A 16,514-nucleotide genomic window follows, 5' to 3' on the forward strand; every position below is an offset into this window, starting at 1 on the left:
AAACTTATAAACATTATAATATCCAAGTCATGGAATGCATAAAAGAAATTTAATAGATTCTGAAAAAGAAAATTAATGAAAAAAAATTATCTTTAACTTCAATATTTAAAATATAAAATTGTTATGGAAAAATTGAATGTTTCTTTAACATTGTCAGGTTTAGTGACACACATTAAACCTGATGCAGCAGAATTAAAATCCAAAAGGGGCTACGAAAAAGGACAGTTTAAACTCAAACATGAAGTATTCGTCCCGGATATTACACTGGCTGAACTGAAAAAACGTGTCGAAACTGCCCTTAACGTACTGTCAAAAGGTAAAACAAAATAGCCGGCAGTCATGCCTTTTGACATGAAAGGGGAATAAATTATTATTCTCCTTTTTTTATTTAACATAATATTATTAAATTTGTGCCATTGTTTCAGGTATAAGTTCAGGTGAATTTTTAATTCTTAACCACTCTTTTTTAAAGGGTGGTTTTATTTTCTGAAAAAAAACATATATTTGTTATGAATTAAAAATTACCACCATGAACATACCTGAAATGATTCCGGATGATCCTATTATCGACGCATCACAACTAAAAGGATTGTGGATTCCGGCTGAAATTTTTCATAACCAGTCCTTATGCCCTAATGAAAAAATACTCCTTGCCCTCATCTGGCACCTTGACCAACACCAGTTCCATTGCTACGCAAGCAATAAATGGCTTGCAAAACAAATAGGCATAAGCCAGAAAAGAATCGCAAATATCATTACCAAACTTAAAAAACAAGGACTTATAGAACAACTTCAATGGAACGGAAAATTCCGAATATTGCGATATTGCGGTATTAAACCAATGTAAAATACACCTTTGTAATTAATTGATAACGAGATACTATTCCCATTTTTGGGAAAATACATTCCCAAAAATGGGAACATAATATAATAGTATATAAAATAAAATAATAATATATATATATATATATAAGAAAGGCAAAAAGAAAAAAATCATAAATTTTTACTCTAAATCATTCAATTTCAATTAAATGATTTTTTTAAAAAAGTGCCTCTATTCTTTGTGATTATTTTGTAATTTTACCATAGAAACATCCAGGATGGCGGTTTCTTCTGCTCTTCCACTGTTTCATGGCAAGCCCTGATTAAATTTTAAAAATCAGGGCTATTTTATATGAAAAATTTTTTAAATTTGTTGTTGCTAACATTATTTATTAACCTTTAAAACCTTAAGAAAATGGACTTCAAGTTAGACATCGAACTAAAGATCAAAGCAAAGCCTTTGACGCCCAAGACTGGGTTACAAGAAAGACCTCCTTTCGAGAGAAATGTGTTTACCATAACACAAAATGCCTCGAAATTTGTCTATGGTATCAATAAAAGTGATATCGCCACAATGGCAACTAACGCACTACTGCCCATAACAAGAAGATGGGCTCTTTCTTCTACAGAACCTACTGAGGTGATCACAGAACCAGCTACAAATATCACAGCCTCAGCGTTCAAACTTAATGGAAGAGTACACCCCCACGGAACATCTACAGCTGTTACGTTCCAGTACGGAACAAGCATAGCACTGGGAACAGAAAATGCCGCTGCAGAAACAGCAGAAAACCCAGTGACAGGTAACTCCTGGGTGACAGTATCCTATACAAAATCTTCCGGAGTGTCAGCCAATACCCAATACTACTTCAGAATCAAAACAGTCGCCGGAACACTGACAATGTATAGCGAAATACTTACTTTCAAAACACCACCAGCTTCGTAATCCTATGATAAGTAAAAATAAAAGAGGGGGATAACATAATTATCCCCCTTTATTTTTTTATTTAAAAAAAATTACTACTTTTAATGCCATATATTACCTGTTAATAATCTTCAATATGAAAAATGTAATTAAAAAAATATTCAGAAAAATAAAAAATCTGTTCCGTAAAATATTCTACAAAACAGAAAATAAAACAATAAACTATAATACTTGCAACCCGGAAAATACTAATAACTATATCTGCTTCCCCTATCATGGACAACTTATAAGCATTAAAATAAATGAATTACCTTACTGGAAAAAACTCTCACGTAAAGAAAAAAGAACAATGGCAAGAAAATTTAAAATAATGGAGGAAAAAGGAAAAATAAAATTCGTTAAAGTCGGAAATAAATATATATGTCTTAAAAATAAAATATAATATGAAAACAGCATCAAATAACGTAATGGTAAAACTCGATGAGGAAAATAATTATGTCATAACCCCGTCAGGAATAAAATTGTATGTTGATAATACATACGAACCAGAAAAACATACAGTCGTAACTGGCACAGTGACAGCCCTGCCCTCAATACTCCAACTGTCCCAAATGCCATGGAAAACAGAAATGGAACTCGAAATAGGCGATAAAGTGGTTATGTATTACCTGGCTGTAATGAAAGCTATGATGCCCGAATATAGAAACTTCATCAAAAAAGATAAAGATATATTCGTGTTCATTAAATACTCAAACATATATGCCGCTATCCGCAGCGGCCAGATCATACCCGTAAACGGATATATACTTGCCGAACCATGCCCGGACCCCTTCTTTGAAAGAAAAAAGGAAGAATCAGAAAAAAAAGGAATATCTATAGTTAAAATTAATGAGAAAAGCAATAAAAACGGCGTCTTCGCAATAGCACGATATATAGGTAAACCTAATATAGAATATAAAGAACCTTCATTGTCAGATAAAAATATCGAAGTAAAACAAGGCGATATACTGCTTCTTAAAAAAGTGCGGGATATAACACCGGAATATGAATACCACGCAAAACTCGACGGAGGTAAACTTTTCTATAGAATACAAAGACACGATATAATTGCTACATTATGAACTTCCAATTTATAGAAAGAGAATTTGCTACAATGATGTTCCCCCCAACTAAAGTACCAGAAGACGGGGACGTCTTTAAAGTATTCCCTGAATTGAAGAAAAATAAAGAATTTGTTAAATCACCGGGTCCGGGACTCGATAATAACAAGGTAATGCTGTGGATAATGTGCATGTATGATAAAAATACACCATACCGTGTCAAATATAAAGACGTACTGAAAAGAAAAATAGAAATAGCCCATGACGTTGGCTTTGAAATGGAAAATACCGGAGTATTCATACCACCAGTGGAAGAAATGCTCAAAGGAATGAATGAAAAAGTCAATCGTAAAATCGTTGAATTTATCAGAATGCAACGCTCATTTAAATACGCTTTTTTCGTGGGTATAGAAAATTCATATTACAATATCCTACTCGAAGTAATCAGTGGAAATACAAAAAGACTTAATGAACTTAAAGCAATAAACGAAGAACTCGAAGAAACATTAATTAACCTGCTTAATGATGACAACAATCCTTATCTTAAGGATACAATCCTGAGATATATAGAAGAAGAAAGACTTGCATTAAGACCCGAAGATATCGCACTAAAACGAGCAAAAGGTGAAGACCCTATACCTTATAAAGAAGTATTCGGATAAAGTACCCGCAAAAATACTGGCTGAATATAAAGAACCAGATAAATACCTGTGGGTAAATACGGATGACAAAGACCTCATCCCTATAAGAATTACTTTGCCCGACCCACCAGAATACCACCTCATAGACGGCTTTGGACTACCAGCAAAAGAACAATACTGGAGACCACCAAAATTGCCAAGAAAACTTAAAGAACTTCAAAAAAAATATGAGACCATTGATGAAATGTGGGACGAAATTGAAAAAAATAAAGATGTATATGAGGAGGAAATAAAATTTATAAAGAAACAATGGTACCATCGCCTCAACGGCTACTGGTTTTTTATCAATGGCAAACCTACATATATAGACGGATGGCACTACTTCTACTGTGCATGGTGGCATATAGACGTAGGACTACCGCAATACAGAGACAGAGATAGAAAATTCTTCATATTCGCACGATATATCTATAACGAAACAAAAACATTTAAATATACAGATGAATTTGGAAATGCTATCAAAGGAGATGATGATGAGTGGTACGAAATGATAGATACAGGAGGAAGAGTATTCTATGGATTTAATTACCCTAAACACCGTCGAGAAGGTGCTACTTATAAAGCCGAATGTATAAACTATGATATAATCACAACAAACATAGGTGCATGGGGAGGAATACAAAGTCAAGATGAGGCACAGGCAAGAAAATGCTTCATGAAACACCTTGTCTCACCATGGAGAAAACTACCATTCTTCTTTAAACCAAACTACGAAGGCTCAACAGCACCTAAATCAGAACTGTCATTCTCACCACCATCAAAAAGACTTTCATCAAAAGGCTCCCTGTTTGCATCTGAATACGGACTCGAAAGCATGATAAACTTTGAAGACTCGAAACCAACAGCCTATGATGGTGATAAATTATATTTCCACCATGACGACGAGGTGGGTAAACTGACAGAAGGTGTATCCTGCTGGGATAGACACCTTATAGTAAAAGAATGCCTTGTCATGGGTAGCGAAATAATAGGATTCACAATAAAAACATCTACCGTAGGAGAAATGGAAAAAGGAGGAGGAAGAGCATTTAAACACCAGTGCGAAATGAGTAACTTCTTCCAGAGAACACCTAACGGTCAAACACGCTCGGGACTTGCTACATTATTTATACCAGCATACGAGGGACTACAGGGATTTATTGATAAATACGGTCAGAGTGTTATTGACACACCTACAAAAGAACAAGCAGAATTCATTGGTCGTAATATCGGTGCTAAACAATATTTGCTTAACCGTCGTAAAGGATATCTCGATGCTGGTGATTTTGACGGTCTTGCCGAAGAAATAAGATTGTATCCTATGAAATTTACTGAATGTTTCCGCACAGCTACCAAATCTTCCGGATTTAACATGGCTAAACTCGAAAGCCGTATCGATGAACTAAGATTTAGCAGAAACCTGCCAGTCAGAGGAGATTTCCTGTGGAAAAATGAACGTTATGGCGAAGTAATATTTGTACCAAATAAGAATGGAAAATTTTTCGTATCCCAACAACTTGGTCCTGATGAAGCCAACAGACGATACTGGGATGAGACCACAGAAACATGGATGCCTGGAAATGCTTCATGGGGAGTGGCAGGAGCAGATCCGTTTAAATTTAATAAAACAGAAGGATACCGTAAATCAAAAGGAGCAGGAGCAGTAATAAGAAAAGCAAGATTGAAAAACGCAGACTTCTCTATGAAAAGAAAATTTGTCTGTACCTATGAAAATAGAACCTATGACAAACACGAATACGCAGACGATATGCTGCGTATGTGCCTGTATTACGGAGTGCCTATGTTCCCGGAAATAAACGTTGACCTCATCTGGGACTATTTTGAAACAAACGGATACGGTGGATTCTTACTCTATAAATATGATCCTAAAACAGGACAAATAAGCAAGACACCAGGAGCAAATACCAGCGAAAAAATAAAACAGGATATCTTTACCGAATTTATGAATTTTATAGAAAATGAAATAGACGAGGAAACACATATAGAAATACTTGAACAGTGCCGGGATATAAGCGGTCCGGAAGAAATGAAATTCTTTGACTTGTTTACTGCCGCAGGATATGCACTGCTTGGCACCCTATCATTGTATAATGAAATTATCGAAATAGAACAGGAAGAATTAGACCTTGGAAATTTTGTTAAAAAAAGAAAATATAATTAATAATTAATTTTTTATTTTTATGAAAATTTTGTAACCGAATGAGTGAAATTTCGGTAAATAATGTTTCAACGTACCAGAGCGGTAAATTCCCATTCCCATCGGATGATATTGATCCGAAATTGAAAAATGAAGAATGGGGACTTAAATTCTGTGAAGCCATATACTCTATGTACGTCACAGACAGATGCGGCATACCTTTTTCAAAAATAGCCGAAATGCAAGAATTGAGGAAATATGGCGCAGGAACACAGGATGTTGCCAAATACCAGAAAATACTATTAAGTGAAAATGAAAAAGGCGAACTGGAAGGATTCCTGAACGTGAACTGGGATATCTTTTCTGTTATGCCAAAATTTAAACATATAATTCAGGGTATTTTCGAGGAACAGGAACATTCTATTGTGGCTACTGCCATAGACCAGAAAAGTATTGAGGATAAACAGGCTGTTATACTTAGAAAATGGTTTAAGGCAAGATATAAGGATGTTATTAATGAGATACGACAGTTAGGAGGTTATGAACCACTTGATGAATGGTTGCCTGAAACAGCCCACGAATTGCAGATATACCAGACTATGGGAGGTATTAAACTTGCAAAAGAAACGGCAATTGAAGAAGCACTTAACTATACATTATATATATCAGACTGGAAGGAAGTTAAACGCAAAATCATAGACGACCTTGTTGACCTCGGTTGTGCAGCAGTAAAAGATTATACCGACCAATATACCAGAAAAGCTAAAATAAGATACGTTGACCCTGTAAACTTGATAATACAGTATTCACGACACTGGGATCATAGGAATTCTGAATATGCTGGTGAAATTATAAGCGAGAGTATATCAAATCTGAGAAAGAACACAAATCTTTCTGAAGAACAATTAAGAGGTATTGCAAGGGCATTCAACGGAGTAATGGGAAACCCGGTTATAAATTCATGGAATACGGAAGACCTTTTAATGTCAGGTGGAACATATATATATGATGAATTTCATATACCAGTACTTGATGCTGAATGGTTTTCAATAAATTCACGATACCGTACTACACGTATTAATGAACGAGGGGAGGAATTTACCTATGATTCAGAATGGGGTAAAGTATATAATAAGCCAAATCGCAAAACGGAGATTCATAAATATAAAACTGTTTACAGGTGTAAATGGATCATAGGGACAAACTTTGTTTATGACTTTGGTATCCAATATGATATACCTCGTCCCGGTAAGAAAGAAGTTGAACTCTCTTTTAAATTTTATAAAATATCAGGACGTTCAATGGTTAGCCTTGCTATCCCTAACCTTGACCAGATACAGCTTACATGGCTGAAATTACAGAATGCACTCGCAATGAGTTCAAATGCAGGTATAGCTGTTGAATATACTTCTTTACAGAATATGAAACTGGGCGGGGAAAAGATGGAACCCATTGATATCCTTGCCTTGCGTAGAGATACCGGAGACTTAATATATAAACTTACTACCCATACAGGACGACCAAACGTACCGGGAGGAATGAGACCGGTACAGGAATTGCAGGGTGGAATAGGACCACAATTGAATGAATTTATTCAGCTTTTTGAACTCAACCTCAACTTCATTCGTGAACTTACTGGAATAAACCAAATAGCTGACGCCTCGACACCTGATCCAAATCAGAGCGTGGGAGGAAGTAAACTGGCAGTTGCACAGACAATAAAAGCATTGCGCCCCATCTATTCAGGATATATAAGATTAAAAGAACTTGTTTGTCGTAGTTGTGCAATAAGAATACAAAATATTGTTGGTGTTGATAGTGAGGCATACAAGATATATATACCTGCTATTGGACAGGGAGGAGTGAAACTTCTTGATTTTGATTCGGAAAACATAGATGCAGATTATCATATAAAGATAGAAGCAAAACCCACCGAGGAAAGAAAACAGATTATCTTGCAGGCTGCAATGAATGCTATGCAACCTGACAGAGACGGATATGTCGGAATACAAATGGAAGATTTTCTGTTAATATTAAGAATGCTTGAAGATGGCAATCTTAAATTTGCAGAATATTACCTTTCATATCGTTCACAGCAGAATAAAGAACGCCAGCTCAGACTTCAGCGTGAAAATATGATGCTTGATGCACAGAATGCACAGCAGACGGCAATGTTGAAAGAACAAGAGGCAAGAAAAACAAAACAGTTTGAAACTGATGAGGCTATACGCCTTGAAATGGCTAAAGCTGACCTGGAAGATAGAAATAATCAAAGAGAATTTGAAAGAAAATTACAACTTAGTTTGTCAGAGAAAGAAAAAAATACTTTAACTAATAAATAATTTGTCATGGAACAGAAAAAGAATTTAAAAGGACATCCTGAATTAGAAGCCCTTATAGATGCACCAGGGCTTGATCCCAATGCTATTTTAAAACAGGTAGGACTGCTTGAAGATGAAGGCACTCACTCGCCAAATCCCGCCAATTCTCAAACAGGTGACTTCAAAGCAGATCAGGCTCAGAATCAGAATCAGACTTCAACCCTCAAACAGCCTTCTACGGATAGCAGTTCTACTTCTCAGCAAACCACTAAGCCTCCTGAACAGCAGGACGCTATCCTGAAAGAGATTTTCGGGGAACGTTTTAAGACTGTGGAAGAGGCTAAAAAAGCAAATATAGCCGGATTACTTGACGAATTGGAAAGCCTGAGACAGGCTAAATCCGATTTGGAAAAGAAACTCAGTGAAAAGCCTAAACACAATTTCGCTAATGACGAAATTGCACTTTTCAATGAGTTTGTTAAGGAAACCGGTATCAGAGATTATGGAGTTTTTCAAAAGATAAATTCTGTTGACCCGGCAAACATGGACCCCATGGATGCACTTGTCATCAGATATATCTTGAAAAACCCTTCATTCGCCGGTAAAGAAGCACAGGTTAAGAAATATTTCGAGAAGAAATATAATATTGACCCCGAACTGGTGAGTGAAGATGAACTCGAAATAAATAAAGTTGGCATGCAAGCCGAAGGCGAAAATGCCAAGATGGAGTTAAAGTCTTTGAAGGAAAAATTAAAAGTTCCTCAAAGTACTGTTAGTTCCGAACCTCAGAAAGAGCTGACGCCAGAAATGAAGGCAGAACTTGTTTCAAAGTGGAATGATGTTGGCAAAAGAGTCTCTGATGTCTTCAGTAAAATACCCATACCAATAAAAGGAACTGACAGTCCCGTTGTGTCTTATGCATTGTCAGAGGACGAACGTCGGGAAATTGAAAAGTTCGTTACTGACTATGCCTTAGAGAACCGTATGGAACTCAATGAGGCAAATGTTAATCTTGTAGGTCGGATAGTCTATGGACAGATAATTTTGGGTAAATTACCGGAGATAGTGCATTCCGTTTTTGAGAAGGCACGACAGATGACTGAAAAGGAGATTCATAACCTTTATACCAATCCTTCCACACAAAGAAATAAAGACCTGCCAGAAAATACAGTGGTAGTTCCGGATGAGTTAAAAGCCGAGCAAGAACTCTTTGAAAAAGAGATGGGACTGCTTGGATGAAAAACTGCAAGAGGTGTATATAATGTTTAATTTTAAAATTTTACTACAATGACACCAGATGCAATAGCGCAGATATACGCCTCAGAAATTGTTTCCGGATTTGATATTTATAAACCGGAAAAACTTAATGTTCTTTTTAATAGATATGGAGACCAGGGACTGAGTTATTTTCAAATCCTTCGTTCAATGGGATTTGAAGAACCGGTCTCACAGGATACCTACGGGCATTATGAAGAAAACAGGATTCATGAGATATGTATTGTTAATGCTAACGTTTCACAGCCATCACAGGGGGCTGACATATCTTTTACCCTTTCTCCTGATTCTCTCGATGCAAATAACAACTTCTATGTAAGAAAGTGGGATATAATCCTCTTTCCAAATGAAGTTACAGGTTCTGTGGTTAATATTGACGTATCAACCCCCTCGGCACCTGTTATTACTTGCCGCCTGAATGATAGTACTGAGAGATTCCCAGCACTGACAGCTGGACAAGAACTTGTGATATTCACCAATGCCTTCTCGGAAGGTTCCGGACAGCCAACCGGGGCTATCCGTGGAGTCTGGGAATATACTAATGATTGCCAGATCATCAAAGAGACTATTGGTGTAACAGGTTCAGAAATGACAAACCAGACATGGATTGAGCTGACTTCTGCTGGTTTTAAAACTCCAGGATACTATTTCCTTGGACAGGTAGATATTGATTACAGAATGTCTCTCAGAATAGATGGCGCACTTCTTTGGGGTAAAAGAACTGTGAATACCAACCTTGTGGATTCAGTTACAGGAAGAAGGATTAAGACTACTGAAGGTCTTATCCCCTATATTCGCAGGGTGGGCAATGAACAGACTTATACCTCAGGTTCATTTAGCGTCACAGAATTTGACGAAATGGATCGCACTCTTGACAGAGAACATGCAGGTAATTATATTCTTGGGCTTCTTGGTATTCAGCTTCATCAGGATATTGAGAATGCACTTGTTAGTTACTTTGCAAATACCAATATCCAGTATGCAAGACAGACAGTTAATGAGGCACTCTTTAATAATAATGAGTCTCTTGCTGCTTCAGTCAATTTCAAATATCTGGTAAAAAGCGAAAGAACATTCCTCTTTAAGAGGATGGCTGTTCTTTCTCATCCGAAACTATATGGTGCTACCGGTTATGAAGGACCGAAACTTGGTATTTTTATGCCTATAAACAAGAAGAAAGACCCTGTTTCTGGCAATATGGTTCCTTCTATAGGAGTACGATATAAGGCACTCGGAAAATATTCCAGAAGGATGGAAGTTTGGCAGGTAGGTGGAGCAGGTGAGGGACTTAAAGTGACCGATATAGATGCACAGAATACTTATCAGCGTTGTCATATCGGAGCACACTTCAGAGGAGGTAACCAGTTTGTCCTGCTTGAGACATAAAAATTTTTATTACATGGTGGGGATAGCCTCATCCCCACCATATTTTTAACTAAACTTAAAACTTAATGCCATGATTTACAAAAATGATGAACATTACAAACTTACAGCAGAAGATATTCGCCTGATAAGGGCACGTTTCCCCAAGTTTCCGGTACGATTAATATATCCGGAAGAAAGAGTTAGACCACCACAGGTACCATCTAATATTTTACCTGATAAACCTAACTCAATATCTTTCCCGTTGAGAGCAGTTGTAAAAACACCGACAGGCACTGATGTATGGATATATGCTGAAAATAGATTGATAGATAATCATGGAAGATATATCTATACACCACATAATTTTATTCTTTTTGGAACTGCCATTCTACAAGAGAATGATATGGAGTTAATATGGTATCTTTATACTAAGTGTCCTTTTGTAGAAGGCGGACTTAATTTTCAGGGTAAAGCTAAAGCGACTTTTGAAGACCTTGTTTCTAAGGCAGAAGAGAAAGCGAGACGTGAGGCTGCCATAACCGACGTGAAGGCATTAATCTATTCTACGAAACTTGGACTGCCAGAGAACAAGTTAAGGCAGATAGCAAAAGCACTGTTTATCCCAGACGTTGACGAGATGACATTTTCACAGGTTAAAGTGGCTATTGAACAGGAAATAATGCGTAGTAAAGACGGCGTGTTCAAATTTATGAATATGATTGATAGCGAAGAACACGTTAAGATACGCACCTTAATACAGGAAGCAATTGACAGGAAATTTATAAAATTTGTGCCTTCTAAACGTTCATGGGTTTGGGTAGCAGAACCGGGTAAAAAGAATGAAGAGATATGCGAGATAACTATTGGCACAGATCCTTACGAAGCCTTAATGGATTTGTATAAAGGAAATGCTAAATTTGCCAATAGATTACATGCTTTACTTAAAGGGAAAAAGGTAGTATTGGCTCAAGGAGCAGATGAACCATTAAACGATGAAGAACCAGAATAAGAATGGCTGAGATCATCACCACATTTGATTTACAAGGCACAACAACAAAAAAAGTATGGGTTGAGGATAATATAAATTACGATGGGTTAGAATGGAATATAAATGACGTTGTGTGTGTCCTGACCTGTATCGGTCCCGGTGGTGTATTTTATGATAATGATAACTTTGAAGACCCTGACATAATTCCCGCTCAATCGAGAAATAGTATAAAAATAATTACTATTCCTCTTGATCCGGAAACAGATTATACACATCCTTTAAAAGGAAATTATACAATAAAACTTACTGCAAAGAATCTTTCAACCAATCAGCAGTATGAAGTATTAAAGGTTTATAGTTTTCAGTTTGAAGTACCGAATATTATTGCCAAAATATCTTCTGGTCCCTATACGGGGAAATTAAAATCTGAAGATATAACTGATTATGGAGATAACATATTTTCTTTGACACGGGAGCACAGGATAAAATATCCTGTTCAACTTGATCCGCCAATAGATGATATTGTAAGCAGTGATGCATTAATTGAGGTAACACCTATATATACAAACCTTTGGAAGATAATCATTTCTACTTCAGTAATTTATCACAATCCTGATGAGCTGGTAATATTATGGAGTGGAAGTAAAACATTTGAAGAATATGTCTTTGGTCGTAGTATTATTGACATGGCTGATACTATTGACTTAATGAGGCAGATATATTCTGACACAAGTTCATGTCGTATAGGTAATCAGGAGGCAGCACAGAAAAGACTTGTTATTATAAATACTGCTTGGCACCTGCTGAATCAGGCATATATGCTTACGGGCGATGAGGAGGAATGCGATCGTTTATATGAAATTATTCAGAATGAGGTTCAGTATTCTGGTGCAGGCTTACCTGACTCTAATATTTCTGAACTTGTTGTGCCAGTTCCCCCGTTTCAGGGAGGAGGAATAAGTGAATCGTATGAGTTTGAAAATGGATTAACAGAATCATTGGGAGTTGTAAAACTTGGCGGGAGTCTTGTTGAAAATACAGTGATAAATACAATTGATAAAGAATTTAAGATAACATCTACTTATGGAGGTTATTCGTTTTCATTTATTTTAAAAAATAACAACGGTATAGAATTAAACCATTCTACGGCAAATACACAGGGGAAAATAATAATAAAAAATGATAACATTTCTCTTGAATATAATGACCTCATCACGCAAGCAAATAGCAGAAAGTATTATATTAATTCTTCAGGGTTGGTAGAGGCTGATGATTATCGTTCGACTTATTCAGCAAGGAGTCTTATTTCAAAACAGTATTTTGATGCCAATAATAATTGGGGTAATCAGGTAGTAATAACAGATAATACTCTTGAAGGTAATGGCACCAATTCTTCACCGTTAAAAGTAAAAAATCCTTTTCCTGGATTTTCTACCTTACAACAGGATTATGGATATATTGAGCCGACACATTCTTTTAGTGAGATAACAAATAAACCAACTACATTAGCCGGGTATGGTATAACTGATGCAGTAACAATGTTTACTCAGCTGACTGATACACCTAATTCTTATGTAGGACATGGAGGCAAATTTGTTAAAGTAAAGAATTCTGCTGACGGGCTTGAGTTTGTTTCTTCTGCCGGATTTGTACCGGATACTGGTGGCACCTTTACCGGACAGGTGACTATTAATACAAGTAATGATTATCCGTTATTATTGAGACAGTCTGGCGTAGGAGGCAATAGTGGTGTACCAGAAGCCGGGAAAAATGTCATAGGTTTTCAGGACGGAGATAGTGACTATCAGGGAGAGGCAGGTATTGATGCAAGCGGCAATTTCTATTTGGATACCTTTGTGGCAGGTGCCAAAATCGTGTTAAAGAAGAATATTGAAGTGCAAGGTAATATAATAGTAACAGGCACAGTGGACGGCACTGACTTATCAGTATGGAAGACGGAATATGATCAAAAATCCCCAAATTGGGATGAAGCGTATTCATGGGGGGATCATGCCGGTTTGTATCAACCTGTTGATGAAGATTTGACTGCCATAGCCTCACTTGGATTTACACAATCAGCCTTATTGCGAAAAACAGGTGTAAATACATGGACACTTGACACAAACGTATATGCTACGGAACAATATGTTCTTGAACATATAATTTCAGATCATGGTAGTCTTTCTGGCTTATCAGATGATGATCATCCTCAATATGCTCTTGCTGATGGTAGCAGGTGTGTATTCTATATACCTTACGGTGTAAAACAGACAGGTGTTGCAGGTGTAGTGGGACAAATGTCTATTTCTGATGATTATCTTTTTATATGTGTTGTTGGTGGAGGTGCCGGAGTTGCTATTTGGAAGAAAATACCGCTTGTACAAACATAAAAGATGGCACAGTATGATATAATATTAAATCAGAATATTGCTTCCAGTGGGGCAGAGTTCGTTGAGAGACTTATTACTGCCGACAAAGGCTGTCTTATCACTTTTAATTCGTCTAAAGTACCTGTAATGCTTCCACCGGGAGGGGATGGCTGTACTTTAATAAGTGACAGCACCTCAGCTTATGGTATAAGATGGACGACAGCTGCTGTAATGCACGAACAAAATACAGATACAGGAACGACTTCTTCAATATTTAAAATTGATAGCGATGGCAATGGCATCGAACTTACAGCCGAGACTAATGAGAGATTTGCTATTAAACAGAACGGAGGAGATTATTATGCTGATTTGCGTATAAGAGATATTTTTCTTGATAATATAAATTTGGCAGGAAGTTCCTATCGCAATACTGTGATAGGCGATGGTAAGGGAAAATCAATATTGTCTATTTATCCGACTGATGTAAAGACATATTTTACAATTAGTGGTCTAAGTGGACCACAGGTGCAGGTAGATTTTTACAATTCAATAGTAAATATTTTCGGACCGCTGAGAGTTACTTCTGTAACATATTTTGACGACAGAGTTGTTATTGGAAGTTTATCTCCGCCTTCGAGTTCAGTTGCTCTTGAAATTGCCTCTAAGAAGGCTTTTCTTGCACCGAGATTGACTACTTCAGAGAGATTGGCTCTTTCACCTATAGAAGGTATGATAGTTTATGATACTACACTTAAATTGTTTTATGGATATCAAAACGGACAATGGTATTATTTTCAGAGAAGTACATAAAATTATATGGCTCAATATGATGTTATATTAACTCAGAATGTTGCTGAGAGTGGCAGTGAATATGTAGAAAGATTTATTCCTTTTACAAAAGGTATAATTATTTCTGCAAATTCTTTAAATCAACCAGTTGTTCTTGCTCCTGGCACTAATGGATATTTTTTAAAGAGAGATGACACTCAGGAATGTGGTCTTGCATGGGTGCCAGTACCTGCACCTGTGGATTCACCATTGCTTGATTGGGATAGTAATAATAATTATTATAATGCTTATGCTTCAGGCAATAAGGCAAATGGAAGGTTTTATTATGGCAATATTGATCCAACGGGGACACAGCGTTTAAATTATGATGGTTATTTTTATGCGACGGCTTTGTATAGTGGTAATTTGCCTGTACTTGCAGGTACCGGAACGGAAAAACAAATTGCTTATTGGAGCGGGACAAGTTCTTTGACAGGTAATAATTATTTTATTTATGATAATGGAAATGTTAAGTTATCCGAGGGGAATATTCTTCTTTTAACAAAAGGAAAAGTATATGGTTTTTCTTCATCAGATACTGGATTTTATGAAGATTCTTATGGGAATATTATATTGAAATTGAATTCTGATAGTTATTTTAAATGGAACTCAGACGGATTTCATGTAGATCATATAGAGGAACTGACTTTATCTCACGGGGTGGTATTCAATAACAGCGTTTTAATTGGTTCTGACGCTACAACTACAGGTGTACAATTTCTTTATCCAGAGCCAAGGTTAAGATTGGTAAATAATGTTGCAGGAGTTACCGATCTTATGCCAGGCGTTACCGATAGTAGTTCTGCCGTTGCTTATTATTTTGGCACAATAAATTCTCTTACAACGCAAGGGGCGAAACTTGCAGCATTTTATAATAGTGGCAATGAAAGATTTTATATTGACAAGGACGGATATATTGGAACACCTGATGGTATTCAAAGACACTTTAAGATTTCGGCAGGGAATGCCATAGGAGGTTCAGGAACTGATGCAGGGGACTTAATACTGAAGGCTGGCGATGCAATAAATGGAGATTCAAATTCTAATTATGGAACTATTTATTTAATTCCAGGTAGTCCGTATAACAATTATGGAGCAAATTTATATTTAGGTCACGACACATTATTTAATGGCTCATATATTACTTTGAGGACTGCAGGCACTGCTTCAGATGTTAGTATGTCTATAATTCCAAAAGGTTCAGGGACAATTTTATTACAATCATCTTCAACTATAAGTGTATATGCAGAAAATTATTTAAGTCTCAATAATTTTCTAAGATTATATACTTCTCCTAAAATTGTGCAGTTTTATGGGTGTGATGGGATTATCGCAGGGGCAGATGATAATGTTGGATTTGATTTGACAGTAAGAGGAGGAAGTTCTGCTCAGAATAATATTGCGGGAGGTGATGTTTATATTTATGGAGGAAATCCTGGGACTGGAGGAATAAGAGGTAATATATATTTTGGAGATGGTTCAAATGGTTATCTGCCTGCTAAAACAAATGAAACTAATGTAGTTTATTATGACCAATCTACAGGGAAATTGAGTTATGGTTCAGTGTCAGGCGGGGGCATGGTGTATCCAGGTGCAGGTATTGCTGTTTCTACAGGTTCTGCTTGGGGTACTTCATTACAATTATCAACTACAGGAGATCGTTGGGGCGTATTGCCATTTGTT

At 36.6% G+C, this 16,514-nt stretch carries 13 protein-coding genes; all 13 read left to right on the forward strand.

Annotation, left to right across the window (positions count from 1 at the left end; translation table 11 throughout):
• Positions 1-162: 162 nt before the first annotated feature.
• Positions 163-330 carry a hypothetical protein gene (locus PLH43_RS09370; protein ID WP_324362408.1) on the forward strand — a complete coding sequence of 56 codons (168 nt, stop codon included), beginning with the start codon at positions 163-165 and terminating at the stop codon, positions 328-330.
• Between the two features lie 907 nt (positions 331-1,237).
• Complete coding sequence (locus tag PLH43_RS09375; RefSeq protein ID WP_324362409.1) at positions 1,238-1,768, forward strand: hypothetical protein; 531 nt, start codon at positions 1,238-1,240, stop codon at positions 1,766-1,768.
• 115 nt (positions 1,769-1,883) lie between these two features.
• Positions 1,884-2,189: a hypothetical protein gene (locus PLH43_RS09380; protein WP_324362411.1), complete on the forward strand. Its 306-nt coding sequence runs from the start codon at positions 1,884-1,886 to the stop codon at positions 2,187-2,189.
• A 1-nt stretch (position 2,190) separates the two neighbouring features.
• On the forward strand, positions 2,191-2,868 hold the full coding sequence (locus PLH43_RS09385) for a hypothetical protein (RefSeq protein WP_324362413.1): 678 nt from the start codon (positions 2,191-2,193) through the stop codon (positions 2,866-2,868).
• Positions 2,869-2,900: 32 nt separating this feature from the next.
• Positions 2,901-3,509, forward strand: a complete 609-nt coding sequence (locus tag PLH43_RS09390; RefSeq protein ID WP_324362415.1) for a hypothetical protein — start codon at positions 2,901-2,903, stop codon at positions 3,507-3,509.
• Complete coding sequence (locus PLH43_RS09395; protein WP_324362417.1) at positions 3,472-5,709, forward strand: hypothetical protein; 2,238 nt, start codon at positions 3,472-3,474, stop codon at positions 5,707-5,709. The genes PLH43_RS09390 and PLH43_RS09395 overlap by 38 nt, the downstream gene beginning before the upstream one ends.
• A 38-nt stretch (positions 5,710-5,747) precedes the next feature.
• The gene (locus tag PLH43_RS09400) at positions 5,748-8,027 is read left to right on the forward strand and encodes a hypothetical protein (protein ID WP_324362419.1); all 2,280 of its coding nucleotides are present in this window, start codon (positions 5,748-5,750) and stop codon (positions 8,025-8,027) included.
• Between the two features lie 6 nt (positions 8,028-8,033).
• Complete coding sequence (locus PLH43_RS09405) at positions 8,034-9,245, forward strand: hypothetical protein (protein WP_324362421.1); 1,212 nt, start codon at positions 8,034-8,036, stop codon at positions 9,243-9,245.
• A gap of 48 nt (positions 9,246-9,293) precedes the next feature.
• Positions 9,294-10,667 carry a hypothetical protein gene (locus PLH43_RS09410; RefSeq protein ID WP_324362423.1) on the forward strand — a complete coding sequence of 458 codons (1,374 nt, stop codon included), beginning with the start codon at positions 9,294-9,296 and terminating at the stop codon, positions 10,665-10,667.
• Positions 10,668-10,737: 70 nt separating this feature from the next.
• The gene (locus PLH43_RS09415) at positions 10,738-11,655 is read left to right on the forward strand and encodes a hypothetical protein (RefSeq protein ID WP_324362425.1); all 918 of its coding nucleotides are present in this window, start codon (positions 10,738-10,740) and stop codon (positions 11,653-11,655) included.
• A gap of 2 nt (positions 11,656-11,657) precedes the next feature.
• A complete protein-coding gene (locus tag PLH43_RS09420; protein WP_324362427.1) occupies positions 11,658-14,024 on the forward strand; it encodes a hypothetical protein in 2,367 nt (788 codons plus the stop codon).
• A 3-nt stretch (positions 14,025-14,027) separates the two neighbouring features.
• Positions 14,028-14,813 (forward strand): hypothetical protein, encoded by a 786-nt coding sequence (locus PLH43_RS09425; protein WP_324362429.1) that lies wholly within the window; start codon positions 14,028-14,030, stop codon positions 14,811-14,813.
• A gap of 6 nt (positions 14,814-14,819) precedes the next feature.
• Positions 14,820-16,514: hypothetical protein (locus tag PLH43_RS09430; protein ID WP_324362432.1), on the forward strand; the 1,695-nt coding region annotated here is incomplete at its 3' end.

The organism is Acetivibrio sp. (assembly GCF_035371925.1).
GTDB lineage: Bacteria > Bacillota > Clostridia > Acetivibrionales > Acetivibrionaceae > Hungateiclostridium.